Consider the following 16,430-nt stretch of genomic DNA (forward strand, 5'->3'; position numbering starts at 1 on the left):
CGGTTGACAGTGGATAGAAAAAATCTAAGAGCTGATTTTTTCATCACGAAGGGTTTAAAGAACCCGAAGGAAAACCTTAAAATCAAAACCACTCTAAACCTGTAATTTTAAAACTTTTCATGGGTTTTAAGATTTTGATCTTAACTGTAAACTGTAAACCGTAAACTGTCAACTCTATATTGTGGCACTTTTGTGCCACAATATAGAAAGAAGCACCCCTCAACCAGGCACTTCCCTATTTTAACCTATAATGATTTTACTCAAACTCAGACTTAGCCTTAAACTTATTTCACAATCTGCGAAACATAAACTAACTTGATCCCCTTTTCCTCTAAAACTGGAATCACTTCCTTAATCGCATTGGCTGTATTTGTCCGTACATGGCCAATCGTTACTAACTTCCCTCTTTTTAAAGCAACATCAACTAACATCAGCAGCATCTCTTCAACAGCTTCTTGCTCATCAACATTATCAATAAACAGATAATTTTCAGCTGTTGGAATTCCTGCTTCCCTAGCCTTGTTGACCCCTACTGATTGACTAGAGGTACTACTATCAATAAAGTATAACCCTTCTTCTTTTAAAACTTTCATTACTTCTGTCATTACCCTAGGATCTTCAGTTCCTTTCGAACCCATATGATTATTAATCCCTGCTACTGGAGGTAAATGCTCCAAACTTCCTCGTAACTTTTCTCTAATCTGCTCAGAATCCATTGTAGTATCAATCATTCCTGGCTCAGGTTCAAGTTCAGAATTATGAGCTTCAAAAGGTTGATGCAACATAATCTCATAACCTAACTCTTTAGCCTCTTCAGCCTGCTTTACAGACTGAGACAAGTAAGGCAAAACAGCCATGGTCAGAGGACGATCAACACTAAAAATATCACTAGTTGATTGCCGACTATAACCTAAATCATCGATAACAATTGCCATCTTAGCTTCTGGCCTCTCTTGAACAAATTGAACTGAGTGGGTTTCAATCAAGAGCTCACCAACCTCGAAACCAAAATCAACCTCCAAAATGCGCTTCTCGGCTTGCTCTTCCCAGTCAACTTCGACAACTGGAAATACAGCTTTAAAGTTGGTTATAATTTCATCTTTGATTTCAGGTAATAGCCTTCCTTCTGCTCCAAAGAGAGGCGTTTCTAACTTATAATAGTTGTGTTCCCAGACAAGAGAAGAATTATTCTTTTCTTCTTCCTGTTCTACTTGCTGTTGTTCTAAAATTAGTTTGTTCTTATCTAAATTCAATTCTGTCAAAATTTCTTTGAATTCTGCTTCAAACTCAACAACAGCCGCTTCGTAATCAACAGTAACTTCTTTTATTTCTTCTGGCTTATCCTCTTCTAATATCACTTCTGTATTTAAATTGAAGACAATAGTGATAACAAACATTACCAAATAGAACAAACAGATAGCTAACTTCTTCTTCTCTTTCATCAAAAAATCCCTTCTATATAATCTGAAATTAATTTTTCACCTAACAATTTCAAGTTTAAAAGAGTTTAGATTGATTATATTGACCAAGTCATTAATTCAATTTATTTAATAACTCCTCTATCGCTACTTCCAACTGTTCATCTGCTTCAGTTTCTAAATCAAACTCAACTACAATATCAGGTTCAACACCAACTTGATCTATCTTATTTCCTGATGGTGTATAAAATCGTGCAGTAGTCATCTTAACAGCTGAACCATCAGACAATGGGCTAACACTCTGGACAGAACCTTTACCAAAGGTCTGATTCCCAATGATCATTCCTCGCTCATTATCTTGAATCGCTCCTGCTACTATCTCAGAACCACTAGCACTTCCTTCATTAACTAATATTACTACTGGTTTATCTTCTACAGTCTCAATTGTCGGATCCAATAGTATCCCTTGCTTATCTCCTTCTCGTTCCTGAACATAAACAGCTGACCCTTGTTCAATAAAATTACTGGCTACCTTAGCAGCTTCAGGTAATAAACCACCTGGGTTACTCCTTAAATCAAGAATAAATCCTTCCGCTCCTTCTGCTTTTAGCTCCTCTAACTCTACACTAAGGTCTTGACCAACATCCTCTCCAAATCTACTCATCCGCACATAGCCAATCTTATCTTCTTTTAATTCAGAACTTAAATGTTCAACTTCAATTAACTCTCTTATTATTTCAACTTCAAGCTCTTCAACTTCCTCATCATCTTCCTTAGCTCGCTTAATCGATAAAGCTACTTCAGTATCCTCTTCTCCCCGCATCAGATCAACTGCTTCATCCATCGGCATCCCTTCAGTAGAAATACCATCTATCTCCATAATTTGATCCTCAGCTCTCAAGCCAACCCGATCACCAGGCGTTCCCTCAATTGGAGAGATAATAGTTAACTGGTCATCACGCATCGTAATTATAATTCCAACTCCACCATATTCACCCTCCATACTGGTTTTCATATCATCATACTCTCTAGGGGGCAAATATCCTGTATATGGATCATCTAGTGCCTCTAACATTCCATCAATTGCTCCAGTAAGTAATGTATCTAGCTCTGGCTCTTCAACATAATTATTCCGCACAAGATCAAATATAACAAGTAATTTCTGGAATTGATTCATTTCTTCTTGTGAATTTGCTTCAGCTCCATGCAGGAAAAATCCTGTTATCCCTGCAGCAGATAACATAAGCAAGATTAATATAACGCCAATTGTCTTTTTTGATTTAAACATTATGACCTACCTTTCTGATTAGTGATTAACTTAATCTTAATTTTACCACTCATCTTATAGTTTCGCAAATTTAAAACTTGGTAAGTAACTTTATATCAGTTGACAGTGAACAGTTGACGGTTGACAGTTAAAACCATTTAAAGCTTAAAATCAAAAACAATCTAAACCTATAATTCTAAGGCCTTTCATAAGTTTCAAGATTTTAAGATTTTGATCTTAACTGTAAACTGTAAACCGTAAACTGTCAACTCAATATTGTGGCACAAAAGTGCCACAATATTGTAATTAATCCCTACTAACCCATAGCCCTTCTTGAGGGGAAAATAATAACGCTAGTATGAAAAAGAAAGTAGCTACAACTACAATAGCAGCTCCTGAGGCTACATTTAGATGAAAAGAAAGGTAGAGTCCAACTAAAGCAGATAACACTCCAAAAACACCTGATAAGACCATCATCTCTGATAGGTTGTTCGTCAGTAAGTAAGCAGTGGCACCGGGTGTAATCAACATCGAAACTACTAACACAATTCCTACAGTCTGCAAGGAAGCCACTACCGTAAAAGATAACATCAACATCAATAAATAATGAATCATATCTGTCGGAAGTCCTATAGAACGAGCCATTATAGGATCAAAGGAGGATAGTTTTAATTCCTTGAAAAATAGAATTGTTAAGACTATAACCAAGAGTCCTAAAATAGATATTAGCACTAAATCTGTTCTAGAAACCCCTAGGACATTACCAAATAAAATATGAAAAAGGTCTATATTAGTTGTAATCTTGCTAATAATCAAAATTCCTATCGCAAAGGCAGCACTGAACATAATCCCAATTGCTGAATCCTCTTTAATTTTACTGTTCTCTGCTATAAATCCAATCCCAAGAGCGGTAGTCACTCCTGTTACGGTTGCCCCTATAAAAAAGTTAATTCCTAACAAATAAGCAATTGCCACTCCAGGTAAGACAGCATGAGAAATTGCATCACCCATTAAAGCTAATTTACGTAAAATTAAAATACTTCCCAGGACTCCACAACCAACTCCAACTACAACTGCAGCTAAAAAAGCCCGCTGCATAAACTGATACTGTAACGGTGCTATTAATAAATCCCACAATAATTCCATCAGGTCATCACCACCAAATCATTTTGGGCTGTAGTAGATTGCTGAGAAAATGTCTTCTTTAAATAATTAGGAGTAAAGGTTGATTGAGTTGGCCCGTAAGCAATAATCTCCTTATTGACCAAAATTAAATTATCAAAGTATTCTTCTACCTTTTTTAAATCATGATGAACAACTATCACCGTCTTCCCTTCTTGTGAAATCTGATCAAGCAAGTTATAGATTACCTCTTCTGTTGTTTGATCAACTCCTGCAAAAGGCTCATCTAATAACATAACTTCTGCTCTTTGGGCCAACGCCCGGGCCAAAAAGACTCGCTGTCGTTGGCCCCCAGATAATTTACCAACTTGTCGGTTTTGATACTCTAACATCCCCACCTCTTTAAGAGCTTCAGTCACAATCTGATGATCCTGCTCTCTAGGTCGTTTAATCCATCCTAGATGGACATATCTACCCATCATTACCACATCATAGACTGAAACTGGAAAATCCCAATCGATATCTTCTTTTTGTGGTACATAAGCCACAGATTTTCGATTTTGATCAATAGAACCTCCTAAGACCTCAACTCTTCCTTGATCTAAGGTTAATAATCCAACAATCGCCTTCATCAAAGTAGACTTACCTGCACCATTAGGGCCAATAATCCCCACCTTTGAACCCGGCTGGAGAACAAAACTGACCTTCTCTATCACCGGTTCATCAGTGCCATAAGATACCGTTACATCCTCAAGCCTAACACTCTCTTCCATCACTTACTCCCCCCTAACGCCTCAACGATAGTAGTAACATTATGCTCCATTATACTAAGATAATTATCATTTTCAGAACCTGGCTCATCTGTAGAATCAGAATACAAGACCCCACCAATTGGAACTCCAACCTCTTCCGCTACCCGTTCCATAGGACGATGCGAGACACTTGTTTCTACAAAGACCGCCTTTACTTTCTGATCTTTAATTGAATCAATCAAATCAGCAATCTGTTGTGGTGTTCCTTCTTCGTGAGAATTAATCTGCCAGATAAAACCTTCTTCAAAACCGTAAGCCTCAACAAAATAACGATAAGCACCTTCACTAGTAACTAAGACCCTATTCTCAGCTGGAATCTGCTCTACTTGCTCCTTAATCCACTGATCTAACTCACCTAACTGCTTTTGATATTCTTCCGCTCGTTGTTGGTAATACTCTTCCCCCTCTGGGTCAAGTTCAATTAAAGCATCAAGAATATTAGGGATATAGTAATCTCTTACTAATATCGGATCAAACCAAGCATGAGGATCAGGCTCACCTTGCAATCCACCTTCATAGAGATGGAAAGGTTCAACTCCCTCTATAACCTCTATTATAGTTTGATTAGAAGCAACATTTTGAATTATCCTCTCTAGCCAGCTTTCAATTCCTAAACCATTAGCAAATACTAAATCAGCCTCCGATACAGCTGTCATATCCTCAGGCAATGGTTCATACTCCTCAGGCTCCTCTCCAATTGGCACCATAGTATCCAACTCGACTCTATCACCAGCCACATTTTCGACTAAATCATGGACGATCGAATATGTAGTCACCACCTTCAACTGTTCATCTTGTCTCGTCTCTTGTACAAAAAGTAATCCTAACACAATTAAAATACAGACAATCACAACCACCATTCCAGTCTTAAAATGAAATCTCATCATATCCCTCCCAAATAATTTTTAGTTAGCTTCAACTAACAAAGTTAGCCGCAGTTAACTTATTGACAAACTCAATAACATAATATTCTTTAGTCAAGTAATTGTGAGTTTTTTTCTTATTTTTTAAACAGTTATTACATAGGGATTGTAATGAGTTTAAAGCAAAGAGATTAAATAAAAATCTAAGAGTTTAGCTCTTGCTTACCTTTAGACTTGAACTTTATTGATATTTAGTGTCAGTGTGAGTTATGTGTGTGTGTAAAAGCAAAACCTTAGCCCTGATGGTTTTGACCTCACTCACACTCACACACATAACTGACACATTATTGTAATTAAGCTTATTTTTTAACTGTAAACTGTTCACTGTACACTGTAAACTGTTTTTGAAAGGAGTTATCATGTTATCCCCTAGCTTAGAAGATTATTTAGAAGAGATTTATCGATTTTCCCAACAAAAAGGCTTCGTTCGTACAACAGATATAGCACTTAAGTTGGATGTCTCCTTACCTTCAGTTACTAAGGCAGTCAAAAAATTGACCCAAAAAGGTTATTTAGATTATGAACGCTATCAAAATATCCAATTAACCTCTACTGGAAAGAAACTAGGCAAGTTTCTAGTAGACAGAAATCAGACCTTACGGGACTTTTTAGAAGTGATAGGCAGTGACTGTGATCTAGAGGAAGAGGCAGAGGCAATGGAGCATTATCTATCAGAAGAGACGGTTGATTCAATCACTAACTTGGTCAAATTCTTTGCTGCAAATCCTGATTACCAACAGGAGTTACTGCAATTTCAAGAAGAAATTAAAGAATGACGATCTAAGTCTGAGGCTGAGTTTAAGATTAAGTAAAAATAACTAAAAAAACCAGTTAGAGAAACCTCTAACCGGCTTAATAGTTTCAAGTTATTTAATTATTATGTAAACGTAGCATCCTTTTGCCTTTAATCTTTTTTCTTTTAGTTTTTTTCTTTTGATCTTTAATTGTAAATTGTAAATTGTCAATTATCAATTGTCAATTTGTTTTAACTGTTTACTATCTCTACTCCAAAGCTCGTCCCAATCCTTGTTGCTCCTGCTTCAATCATCTTCACTGCATCAGCCTCAGTCTTGATTCCACCTGACGCTTTAATTCCTACTTCATCCCCTACTACCTCTTTGATTAGCTTGATATCCTCGACTTTGGCCCCTGCAGTCCCAAAACCAGTCGAAGTCTTTACAAAATCTGCTCCTACTTCCTTAATAATTTGACAAGCCTTTTTCATTTCTTCCTCAGTTAGATAACAGGTCTCAATAATCACCTTAACAACTCTTTTTTCTCTAGCTTCTCTGACTACAATATTGATATCATCCTTGACTACATCCCATGCTTCTGATTTTAAAGCCCCTAAGTTGATCACCATATCAATCTCTTGAGCACCATTTTTAATAGCATTTCTGGTCTCAAAAGCCTTACTCTCAGAAGTAGAATCCCCAAATGGAAATCCAACCACTGTACAGACCTTAACCTCACTATCTGCTAATTCTTTACTAGCCAACCTGACAAAAGAAGGATTAACACATACTGAAGCAAATTTATGCTCCACAGCCTCCTGGCACTTAGTTTTGATATCTTCACTGACAGCTTCTGATCTAAGAATAGTATGATCGATCATAGCTGCTAATTGATTACTATCCATTTTTCTTCCCTCCACCCATTAATTTATTAATCGCTATTTAGTGGCAAAATGCCACTAAATAGCAGTGTACAGTTTACAGTGAACAGTGTAGAGTAGATAGAAAAATCTAAGAACAGATTTTTCATCACTAAGGGTTCAAAGAACCCGAAGGAAAGACCTTAAAACCTTGAGAGCAAAATCACTCTAAAATCTAGGTCTTTTCAGATATTTTAAGCTTTTAAGTTTTTGATCTTCAACTGTCAACTGTAAATTGTACATTGTAAACTATATTTAGAGCTCCATTATCTTTATCTAGCAAGCACTTCTTTAACTGCTGTTATAATCTCTTGGGCTGTCAACCCATATTCCTTTAATAATTTTTTAGGTTCTCCTGATTTACCAAATCTATCCTCAACCCCTACTCGCTTTAATCGGACAGGATGCTCTTCACTTATAGCTTCTGCAATAGCACTGCCTAATCCTCCATAAATATTATGCTCTTCAGCAGTAACTGCTGCTCCTGTCTTCTTAACTGAATTAATGACTCCTGCTATATCAAGTGGCTTAATAGTATGAACATTGACCACTTCAGCTTCAATTCCTTCTTTTAACAACTCTTCTCTAGCTGCTAAGGCTTGGGCCAACATAATTCCAGTAGCAAAGATTGTAATATCACTACCCTCTTCAACTACTTTGACTTGACCCCATTCGAATTGATAGTCATCTTCAGCAAAAACAGTTGGCGTTCCTACCCGACCAAATCTTAAATAGACTGGCCCTTGATGCTCAGCAGCTGCTTTAGTAGCAGCTTTAGCTTCTGCATAATCTGCTGGAACAATCACTGTCAGATTAGGAATCCCGCGGACAATACTCAAATCTTCAATCGCTTGATGAGTAGCACCATCCGGGCCAACAGTAATTCCAGCATGAGTAACCGCAATCTTCACATTCAACTCAGGATAAGCAATCGAGTTTCTCAACTGATCTGCTACTCTAGCACTACCAAAAACAGCAAAAGTACTAGCAAAAGGAATCTTACCACAGGTAGCTAAACCAGCAGCTGTCCCCATCATATTCTGCTCTGCAATCCCCATCTGAAAGAATCTATCAGGAAATTCTTCTTCAAAGTAACCAGTCCTAGTAGAACCAGACAGATCTGCATCTAGGACGACTATATCCTCTCTCTTGTGACCTAATTCAACTAGTGCTTCTCCATAGGCATTTCTGGTTGGAATCTCCTCTGTCATACTATCCCTCCTATTCTAATTCCACTAATGCTTCCTGATATTTTTCATCATCTGGAGCTTTACCATGCCAAGCAGCAGTATCCTCCATAAAGGAAACACCTTTACCTTTAATCGTATTGGCTACAATCATCACTGGTTGGCCCGTTATCTGATCTGCTTGACTGAAAGCATCTCTGATCTGTTCTAGATCATGACCTTCAATCTCAATCACATGCCACCCAAATGCTGAAAACTTATCTGTAATCGGCTCTACTTCAATAATCTCTTCAGTTCTATCGACCAATTGGACTCGATTATTATCAACAATTCCGATCAAATTATCCAGCTTATGATGGCTAGCTGCTAATGCACCTTCCCAGACTTGTCCTTCTTGTAATTCACCATCACCTAACATTACAAAGACCCGATAATCTTTCTGATCTAGTTTCCCTGCTAAGGCCATTCCTAATGCAGCAGAAAAACCCTGTCCTAATGATCCAGTCGTCATATCGACTCCTGGTGTCTTATTTAAATCAGGATGCCCTTGCAAATGTCCTTCTAAAGACCTTAACTTCAGTAAATCTTCCTTAGGAAAGAATCCCTTCTCCGCTAAAGCAGCATACAATACTGGTGCTGCATGCCCTTTAGATAATACGAAGCGATCTCTATCTTCCCATTCAGGATTATCTGAATCAACCTTGAGCTCTTCAAAATATAAGACTGCCAATATATCAGCAGCAGATAGAGAACCTCCAGGATGACCAGACCCAGCTTTAGTTAGCATCTTTAAAATATCTTCTCTAATCGTCCGTGCTTTAGTTTCTAACTCTGTTACCTTGCTCATCCTTAAACCTCCTCGATAATATTTTCTTTAAATCCTTCTCCTAAAACTTCGTGTACTTCAGTAATAATCACAAAGGCATCCTCATCAATAGTATGTACCACATTCTTAAGATCTGATACTTCAGATCGACTAATAATACAAAGTAATATATCTTTATTTTCTTCAGTAAAGCCACCTCGACCATTCAAGACGGTTACTCCACGATCCAATTCATTGATAATATCCGCTCTAATTGCCTCTGCAGCATCAGAAATAATAAATGCTCCCTTAGAGATAGTTAACCCCTCTTGAACTAAATCAATCGTCATACTGGTAATTGCTAGAGAAATCAAAGCATACAGAGCCAACTCAAGATTAAAGACAATTCCTGCTAATGAAATAACAAAAAAGTCAATAATTAATAATCCCTTTCCAGGACTCAAGCCAGTATATTTATTAATAATCTGAGCCACAAGATCGGTACCACCTGTCGTTCCTCTCGATTTAAAAACAATCCCTAAGCCTACTCCTGCTAACCCACCACCATAAATAGCAACCAATAACAGATCATCAGTTATAAAAGCTAAATGAGGGGTCAACAGATCTGTAGCCACAGATAAGACTATAATTCCATATAGTGTCTTAAAGCCAAACTTAGCTCCCAACTCTTTAACTCCCAAAAGAAAAAGAGGTACATTTAAAGCTAAGATCACCGTTCCTACTGGCCAATTAAATAGATGAAATAATACCGTAGCCAAGCCACTGACTCCACCAGCAGCAATCCGATTAGGTACTAAGAATATAACTAATGCTAATGAAATCAAAATTGAACCAACTGTAATTCCTAAATAGTCATACATATCTTGCCGTGTCATTTCAACAATCTCCTTCCCGAACTTAAATTCAGTGTACAGTTTACGGTTTACAGTTGACAGTGGATAGAAAAAATCTAAATTCAAAACCACTCTAAGCTTGTAGATATAAGGCTTCTTAGGGTGCTTGGATACTTAGGTACTTAAGCACTTAAACTCTTAAGATCTTGATTTTATAACTGTAAACTGTACACTGTCAACTGTAAACTACTTATTTTTCAACCGTTGCCGCAATACCTTAAGCACAAATTCAGGTATCGCAACCATTCTTCCCGCCCGACTCGGTTCTTGTAACAACCGAAAGAACCACTCCAACCCAAATTTCTGCATTACTACAGGTGCCCGCTTCTTTTTACCAGCCAAAACATCAAAGACTCCTCCTACCCCAATTCCTACTGGTACTTGTAGAGAAGTTAAGTGTTTATTCAGCCACTTTTCCTGTAGTGGAACTCCCATTCCGACCAATAAAACATCTATTTGATTAGCCTCAATCTCTGCTATTACCTTCTCTTCTAATTTACGATCTAAATAGCCATGATGAGTCTTGATCATTAACTGAGGATACTGCTGTTGAAGATTCTTCTTTGCTTGAGCTGCTATCCCTGGTTCGGCTCCCAAAAAATAAAACCTAAGCCCTCTTTGGCTTCCTAACTTCAATAACCTTTGCACCAACCCAACCCCCGTAATCCGCTCCTTTAATTCTGTCCCTAACATCTTAGCAGCTAATAAAAGACCTACTCCATCCGCTAAGGCCAACTCCGCTGAATTTAAGATCTCTTTTAGCTGCCGATCATAGTTGGCCCTGATAATCATTTCAGGATTAGGAGTTACTATTAAATTGGCTTGATCAGACTCCAAAAAAGATTCAATCCGACTCAATGCCTCCTGAAAAGTCAAATTATTGATCTTGACTCCTAAAATTTCAACATTATCTTCCATCCTGACCACCGAACAACATTAAAGCTAATTCTAGATTAGACCTAGCTAATCCTGCTAATTGATCAACTTTTTTATTTATTTTACTCTTAATTCGCCCTTTTTTGGCCCAATTTCCAATTATTTGTTGACTAAGCTGCTCTACTCCTAACTTATCTATCCACCCTACAGGGGATAGATCCAACCTGGATAAAAAACTATCAATCTTAGGATCATAAGAGATCCCAACTAGCGGTACCTTATTCAAAGCAGCAAAGATTAAAGAATGTAACCGTACCCCAAGTAATAAATCAACCTGACCGACCAAACCCAATACCTCCTGTGGTGAATAATTACCAGTAATCATCCCAACCTCTCCTTCCATCAGACTCCTTAGTTTTTGACTAACTTCTAAATCAGTAGGGTAATGCAGAGGAATTAATAACAATTGAACCTCAAACTCTTCTTTAAAACGATCTAAAGCCACAGCTAATTGCTTCAAGTAACTATTATCTCCCCAAGATCGAATCGAAATTCCAACCGTCTGTTGAGCTAAATCAATCCCTTCCTCAGCTAAAATAGCTTCAATTCTATCTTGATTTACTGCCTCTAACATAAAGACTGGATCAGCAGTTACATCAATCGGATCTCTAACTCCTATTCGCCGCAATAACTCCTTCGAATTCTGATCACGAACAGTAATTAAATCAACCCGCTTCAGAACTGATTTGACCAATTTCTGATTGATAGTAGAGTTGATCGGGCCAACCCCTTGAGCACAAAAAAAGACCGGCACTTTTAACGACTTAGCCAAAATCATGATCGATAAATAATAGGGAATTGTCTTCATGCTAGTCACATCCTGTAACAGACTACCCCCACCACTGATCAAAAGGTCAGCTTCTTTTAACTGTCTAGTTATCTCAACTAAGTTGGTTCGACTGATCGCTTCAACCCCATGAACCTCTTCAGTCCAGCTAGGATTAGCAGATAACACAATAATCTCTACTTGTCCCAAAACCTTTTTTAACCCGACGACCAAAGCTGCTAGGATTGCTTCATCCCCTGCATTGTTAAAACCATAATAACCGGATAGGATAATTTTTTCCATTGTTTTACCTCTTTCATTGACTATTGCTGAATTGATATAATGTGTAACTTTTAAAATTAAAAAATTACAATTTAAACCTTAACATCAAAACCATTTTACGGAAAAGTTAAAAACCAAACTTTCTTCCGTGCTACCTTTTTTCACCCCAAGGGCATTTCCTCAGGGCTTATCAGCCCTTCAGGGCACTTGATAAAAAAGTAGCCAAAAAAATCAATAAGAATTTGAATTTTTGCAATCACCAAAATCTAATCATTCTCATTTGAAGTATTAAAATTACTTATAAACTCCTCCACTTCCACCGCAATCGCATAAATTCTTCGGGTAAATCAAAACATTACAATCTAAAAATTTAACATGAGGGGTGTTTCGCAGTGACATCTAGATTTTTTCGTCTAGCTTCTTGATAAGTCGAGAAATAAATAAGAGTATGAATTAGCTAATTTTCCTACTTTTAAATTAGCTTGCTCTTATTTATTCGCAGACGAATCTTAGAAGCTCAGAAAAAATCTTCCCGAACGAGAAATGCCCCTCATGGTTCAAAGCAAAAGTGCCACAATATTGTAATATAGATTTAATTCATCTAGATTTGTGGTTAATATTTTCTCTTAGCAAGAAAATACAACACCGCACAGCCAATTATCGCTCCCAAGACTACCCCTTGGCCAACCCTGATCAACGAAATCAGCAGCGGAGTATGCAAATGAGAAAAGGTATTTAAAATATTAATCTGACCAATCAAACCAATCAATAATAACCAACTATACTTCTTAGCTTGACCTGCCAAGCCAATCCCTAATACTAAAACAGGATGTCCAATTAAAAAAGATTTAAACCGTGGTCTAACAGTCAATATTCTCTCCAAATTCTCCCTGATCAATACTTCAGTAGCACTGACTGGAATCGCTGGATTATTACCTGTCCGTCCTAGATAGATCAACCCACCTAAAGAGATCAAAAGTAATACTAATACCTCTTTCCATAAGACAGGCTGCTCTAAAAAATCTGTCATCTTTCTCTTAACCACATTTAAATCACCATAATTAGCAAATAATCCATAAGCAAAACTGATCACTAATGGTAACATAAAGGCTAGTTTAACCCCTCTAAACTGCCTAATCTGCAATAAATATCGCCTATCTGCTAATAAAGCACTGATGATCAATCCCCCAGCAATACTGGCTAAACTGACCTGCAGAAATAACTTAAGCACTTGGCTAAGCTGTAAAGGAACATTAACCTTATTAATCAAATAGACAAAGATATAACAAGGCAGACTGATAGCAACCACTAAAGCCAAAATCTCTAAGCTGAGATCAACTCCTACCACATGACCTACTGCTAATAAAAGAAATCCACTCCCTACAACATAAAGCCAACCAAGGCCTATCATTTTAAGTAATAAACTATTTAATAATACCAATAAAGCAACTAACCCTAACTTTAAATCTAACTGCTCTCCTAAATCAACAAACGGAGTTGCTTCTGCTGAATTATAACCCTCCACTTCCAATCCTTCTACTAACCTTTCTATAAATTCTAATGTATCCTCTGGCTCATCAAAAGGTCTTAAATATAAAGTCCTGACATTTCTCTCTCTCACCGCTCGTAAATAACGAGCTACAGTCCGCTCAATCCCTAAAAAATCCAACTCTTCCTGCTCCATACTATGTGCTCGAACTGTCTCTAGATCAAGTAACCGGGCCAACGCTCCACTCCCATCCTGTCGAGCAATAAACGGTTCAATCATCCCCAGCTTAATCCCTCTTGCCCTTAACTGTTGAGCAGTCAGCTCAAGCTTGTCAGGATAACCTACTACCTCCTCTCCACTGAAGATAATCTGTTGACTATCCTCTACTGCAGCCAATAGACTATCTAACTGCTGTGGCTCAATCTCCGCTGGAACTCGAGGAATGATCTGCAATCCTAACTCAGAAAATAATTCTATCTTCTGCTCAGAAAAATAGAGTGGAAATTCTAGTAAATCTTCTTCATAGTCAGTAATCTTCAACCCTTTATCTCCAACTGGCTCTAAAGTCACCCGCTTAGCTAGAACTTCCTCTAATTGCTCTAACAATTGTTGGTTATCACTACTAAGATATAGCTCACCAGAGCTAAGTTCTGGCAACTCAGTTAGCTGTGCAGTCAAGCCACTGACCTGATGGCCCTGATAATAACTCAACTGACCATCAGTTGCCAACTGCTCTAAATTATCCATCTCTAACCCAACTGTAGTCAAGCCCAACTCTTTTAGCTGCGGTAATAATTGATCTTGTTCAAATTCACGCAACATACTATAATCAATCACCAGCTCCACAGCTCGGTTCTGACTTTCAACCCGCTGGCGTCTAGCTACTAGGATTCCTGTCAAGACTAAGATTGCTATTAAGGTTATGGTTAGTAGTTTCTTCATAATTGGTCAACTCCATTGCGTTGCTTATAATTAATATATTGTGTAACTTTTCGTTCGTGCAATAATGTGTTTGTGTAGGGGCGAATCTTGTAGATATGGTTTTTATGAATTTCACGAAGAGTCCGAGAGGACTCGTAGATTCGCCCTTGTTTTAGAGAAATGCTTACTTAGGGTGAACACGAGGTTCACCCCTACATTACATGGAAACCAATGTTCTTTGTAGGGGCGACTCTCCGTGGTCGCCCGTGATTTAACATGGGCAGGCACAGAGACCTGCCCCTACAAATATCATTTCTACCCTCCAAATCAAAAGTGCCACATTATTGTAATTAATCTCTTGATCTTAACTGTAAACTGTAAACCGTAAACTGTCAACTATATTGTGGCACCAAAGTGCCACAATATAAAAAAGACCCCTCTCTTTATTTAAGATAGGGATCTTGATGATTAATTATTCTCTTGTGCCACCTAATAACTGCAAACTGCCTTCCTCAATATTAACCTCAGTAATCTCTAAAGGTAGAGGAAAATCAGCCAAACTGATCTTAAAGCTTAATTTATCCTTCAACTGTTCAATTACATCAGTAGAAATCACAACCTGATCAACTGCTAACTTATCAGAATTAAAGATCAAAGTCTGGTGATCATAAACACTAAATTTTCCAGTTAACTGCAAACTTAAATCAGTATTAAAGAACCTCAAATTACCTACCATTACCATCTGGTTAGATGTTAAATCAATCCGAAAAGTATCTAATATATCTAACTCTGGCCTAGTAGCTAGATAATGGTTCAAATCTTGATCAGTCAATTCAATTTCAAGATCAGTATTCTCACCTTGACTGACCTGCCACTCTTCCTCTTCATCCTTGACCAATCTCAAATTACTATAACTAGCTTCAAACTGCTCTAAAGTAAGCCGGTCACTGACTAGATTATTAGCTTCAATCTCTAATTGATCGACCCGACCTGCCAGCAATTTAATAGCTGGAAAAGAATTAATTGTTACATCTAATTGCTCATAATCATCCAATTCTTGACTTAAACTAGTTTCTAATCTACTAGAAAAGATTCGTGGTAAGATTAATTGGCTACCTACTAGCAGTAATAACAACAAAATAACTGCTGGTTTAATTAACTTTTTTAACACCTTTTTCACTCCTAAACACTCCTAAAGTAAGATTGTAATTAAAATTCCAGCTATTAAGCCTAAGATAAGACCAACAGTAGCTCGACCCTTAGTATGACGAAAATTATAAGCACTCGGTATTAATTCAAAAACAGTAATATATAACATCGCCCCTCCAGCAAAACCCAACGTAATTGCTAGTACAATCGGGGAGATATAACCAAGCAACGAACCGGTCAAAGCTCCTAATCCCATTGGAATTCCAGGTAGCACAGTAGCTAGTAAAATCTTAGATGAACTCCAACCACCTGCCTTTAAGGCAGTAGCCATCGATAACCCTTCCGGGAAATTATGCAAAGCCATTATGACAGCCAGACCAAATCCTAACTCTGTAGTAACCAAATAACCAGCCCCAATGGCCAACCCTTCTGGAAAATTATGAAGACTGATCCCAATTCCAAGTAAGATTCCTGTTTGAACATACCAATCTTCCATCTTTTCTAATTTGAAGTAATAAGCAGTCAAATCTAAAGCCAGCAATCCTAAAAAGACTCCTATCACAGCAGCTATAAAACTACCATGCTCAATCGATGCTGGAATTAAATCAACTAATACAATCGATAACATCATACCACCTGTCAATCCCAACAACAAACTGACCGATTTATCATCAGGCTTCCGCCATAAAATAATACTGGCACCACCTAGCCCAGTACCTAACATCCCAGCTAATAGCCCAACTGCTGTCGTCATTAAGATCTGTTCCATCAAGTCACCTCACATA

General features: G+C 37.7%; 15 protein-coding genes. 1 reads left to right on the top strand and 14 read right to left on the bottom strand.

Annotated features, from left to right (window positions below; all coding sequences use genetic code 11):
- Positions 1–284 precede the first annotated feature (284 nt).
- From MWH28_RS01260 to MWH28_RS01280, 5 genes are all read right to left on the bottom strand, one after another.
- Positions 285–1,442 (bottom strand): divergent polysaccharide deacetylase family protein, encoded by a 1,158-nt coding sequence (locus MWH28_RS01260; RefSeq protein WP_248617449.1) that lies wholly within the window; start codon positions 1,440–1,442, stop codon positions 285–287.
- Between the two features lie 91 nt (positions 1,443–1,533).
- Positions 1,534–2,706 carry a S41 family peptidase gene (locus MWH28_RS01265; protein ID WP_248617450.1) on the bottom strand — a complete coding sequence of 391 codons (1,173 nt, stop codon included), beginning with the start codon at positions 2,704–2,706 and terminating at the stop codon, positions 1,534–1,536.
- Positions 2,707–2,991: 285 nt separating this feature from the next.
- Entirely contained in the window at positions 2,992–3,831 is an 840-nt protein-coding gene (locus MWH28_RS01270; RefSeq protein ID WP_248617451.1) for a metal ABC transporter permease, read from the bottom strand.
- Positions 3,831–4,580 carry a metal ABC transporter ATP-binding protein gene (locus tag MWH28_RS01275; RefSeq protein ID WP_248617452.1) on the bottom strand — a complete coding sequence of 250 codons (750 nt, stop codon included), beginning with the start codon at positions 4,578–4,580 and terminating at the stop codon, positions 3,831–3,833. Before MWH28_RS01275 ends, MWH28_RS01270 begins: the two co-directional genes overlap by 1 nt.
- On the bottom strand, positions 4,580–5,503 hold the full coding sequence (locus MWH28_RS01280) for a metal ABC transporter solute-binding protein, Zn/Mn family (RefSeq protein WP_248617453.1): 924 nt from the start codon (positions 5,501–5,503) through the stop codon (positions 4,580–4,582). Before MWH28_RS01280 ends, MWH28_RS01275 begins: the two co-directional genes overlap by 1 nt.
- Positions 5,504–5,901: 398 nt before the next feature.
- On the opposite strand from MWH28_RS01280, the gene mntR reads away from it, so the two are divergent.
- Entirely contained in the window at positions 5,902–6,318 is a 417-nt protein-coding gene (gene mntR, locus MWH28_RS01285) for a transcriptional regulator MntR (protein WP_248617454.1), read from the top strand.
- 209 nt (positions 6,319–6,527) lie between these two features.
- Here the strand turns inward: mntR and deoC are convergent, their stop codons facing one another.
- The 9 genes from deoC to MWH28_RS01330 form a co-directional block, all read right to left on the bottom strand.
- Positions 6,528–7,181 (bottom strand): deoxyribose-phosphate aldolase, encoded by a 654-nt coding sequence (deoC, locus tag MWH28_RS01290; RefSeq protein WP_248617455.1) that lies wholly within the window; start codon positions 7,179–7,181, stop codon positions 6,528–6,530.
- 287 nt (positions 7,182–7,468) lie between these two features.
- Complete coding sequence (locus MWH28_RS01295; protein ID WP_248617457.1) at positions 7,469–8,407, bottom strand: transketolase family protein; 939 nt, start codon at positions 8,405–8,407, stop codon at positions 7,469–7,471.
- A 10-nt stretch (positions 8,408–8,417) separates the two neighbouring features.
- On the bottom strand, positions 8,418–9,230 hold the full coding sequence (locus tag MWH28_RS01300; protein WP_248617458.1) for a transketolase: 813 nt from the start codon (positions 9,228–9,230) through the stop codon (positions 8,418–8,420).
- A gap of 2 nt (positions 9,231–9,232) precedes the next feature.
- Positions 9,233–10,084 carry a YitT family protein gene (locus MWH28_RS01305; protein ID WP_248617459.1) on the bottom strand — a complete coding sequence of 284 codons (852 nt, stop codon included), beginning with the start codon at positions 10,082–10,084 and terminating at the stop codon, positions 9,233–9,235.
- A 204-nt stretch (positions 10,085–10,288) separates the two neighbouring features.
- Positions 10,289–11,020, bottom strand: coding sequence for a WecB/TagA/CpsF family glycosyltransferase (locus MWH28_RS01310; protein WP_248617460.1), 732 nt, complete (start codon positions 11,018–11,020; stop codon positions 10,289–10,291).
- On the bottom strand, positions 11,010–12,107 hold the full coding sequence (gene csaB, locus MWH28_RS01315) for a polysaccharide pyruvyl transferase CsaB (protein WP_248617461.1): 1,098 nt from the start codon (positions 12,105–12,107) through the stop codon (positions 11,010–11,012). Before csaB ends, MWH28_RS01310 begins: the two co-directional genes overlap by 11 nt.
- Positions 12,108–12,699: 592 nt before the next feature.
- The gene (locus MWH28_RS01320) at positions 12,700–14,517 is read right to left on the bottom strand and encodes a DUF5693 family protein (protein WP_248617462.1); all 1,818 of its coding nucleotides are present in this window, start codon (positions 14,515–14,517) and stop codon (positions 12,700–12,702) included.
- A 451-nt stretch (positions 14,518–14,968) separates the two neighbouring features.
- Positions 14,969–15,667 carry an LmeA family phospholipid-binding protein gene (locus MWH28_RS01325; protein ID WP_248617463.1) on the bottom strand — a complete coding sequence of 233 codons (699 nt, stop codon included), beginning with the start codon at positions 15,665–15,667 and terminating at the stop codon, positions 14,969–14,971.
- A 21-nt stretch (positions 15,668–15,688) separates the two neighbouring features.
- Positions 15,689–16,414, bottom strand: coding sequence for a ZIP family metal transporter (locus MWH28_RS01330; RefSeq protein WP_248617464.1), 726 nt, complete (start codon positions 16,412–16,414; stop codon positions 15,689–15,691).
- Positions 16,415–16,430: the final 16 nt, after the last annotated feature.

This window comes from Natroniella sulfidigena, from assembly GCF_023223645.1.
In the GTDB taxonomy this organism is placed as follows: Bacteria; Bacillota; Halanaerobiia; order Halobacteroidales; family Halobacteroidaceae; genus Natroniella; species Natroniella sulfidigena.

Coding starts and splice junctions, on each gene's coding strand:
- MWH28_RS01260 (WP_248617449.1), bottom strand. CDS start 1,442: ATGAAAGAGAAGAAGAAGTTAGCTATCTGTTTGTTCTATTTGGTAATG.
- MWH28_RS01265 (WP_248617450.1), bottom strand. CDS start 2,706: ATGTTTAAATCAAAAAAGACAATTGGCGTTATATTAATCTTGCTTATG.
- MWH28_RS01270 (WP_248617451.1), bottom strand. CDS start 3,831: ATGGAATTATTGTGGGATTTATTAATAGCACCGTTACAGTATCAGTTT.
- MWH28_RS01275 (WP_248617452.1), bottom strand. CDS start 4,580: ATGGAAGAGAGTGTTAGGCTTGAGGATGTAACGGTATCTTATGGCACT.
- MWH28_RS01280 (WP_248617453.1), bottom strand. CDS start 5,503: ATGAGATTTCATTTTAAGACTGGAATGGTGGTTGTGATTGTCTGTATT.
- mntR (WP_248617454.1), top strand. CDS start 5,902: ATGTTATCCCCTAGCTTAGAAGATTATTTAGAAGAGATTTATCGATTT.
- deoC (WP_248617455.1), bottom strand. CDS start 7,181: ATGGATAGTAATCAATTAGCAGCTATGATCGATCATACTATTCTTAGA.
- MWH28_RS01295 (WP_248617457.1), bottom strand. CDS start 8,407: ATGACAGAGGAGATTCCAACCAGAAATGCCTATGGAGAAGCACTAGTT.
- MWH28_RS01300 (WP_248617458.1), bottom strand. CDS start 9,230: ATGAGCAAGGTAACAGAGTTAGAAACTAAAGCACGGACGATTAGAGAA.
- MWH28_RS01305 (WP_248617459.1), bottom strand. CDS start 10,084: ATGACACGGCAAGATATGTATGACTATTTAGGAATTACAGTTGGTTCA.
- MWH28_RS01310 (WP_248617460.1), bottom strand. CDS start 11,020: ATGGAAGATAATGTTGAAATTTTAGGAGTCAAGATCAATAATTTGACT.
- csaB (WP_248617461.1), bottom strand. CDS start 12,107: ATGGAAAAAATTATCCTATCCGGTTATTATGGTTTTAACAATGCAGGG.
- MWH28_RS01320 (WP_248617462.1), bottom strand. CDS start 14,517: ATGAAGAAACTACTAACCATAACCTTAATAGCAATCTTAGTCTTGACA.
- MWH28_RS01330 (WP_248617464.1), bottom strand. CDS start 16,414: ATGGAACAGATCTTAATGACGACAGCAGTTGGGCTATTAGCTGGGATG.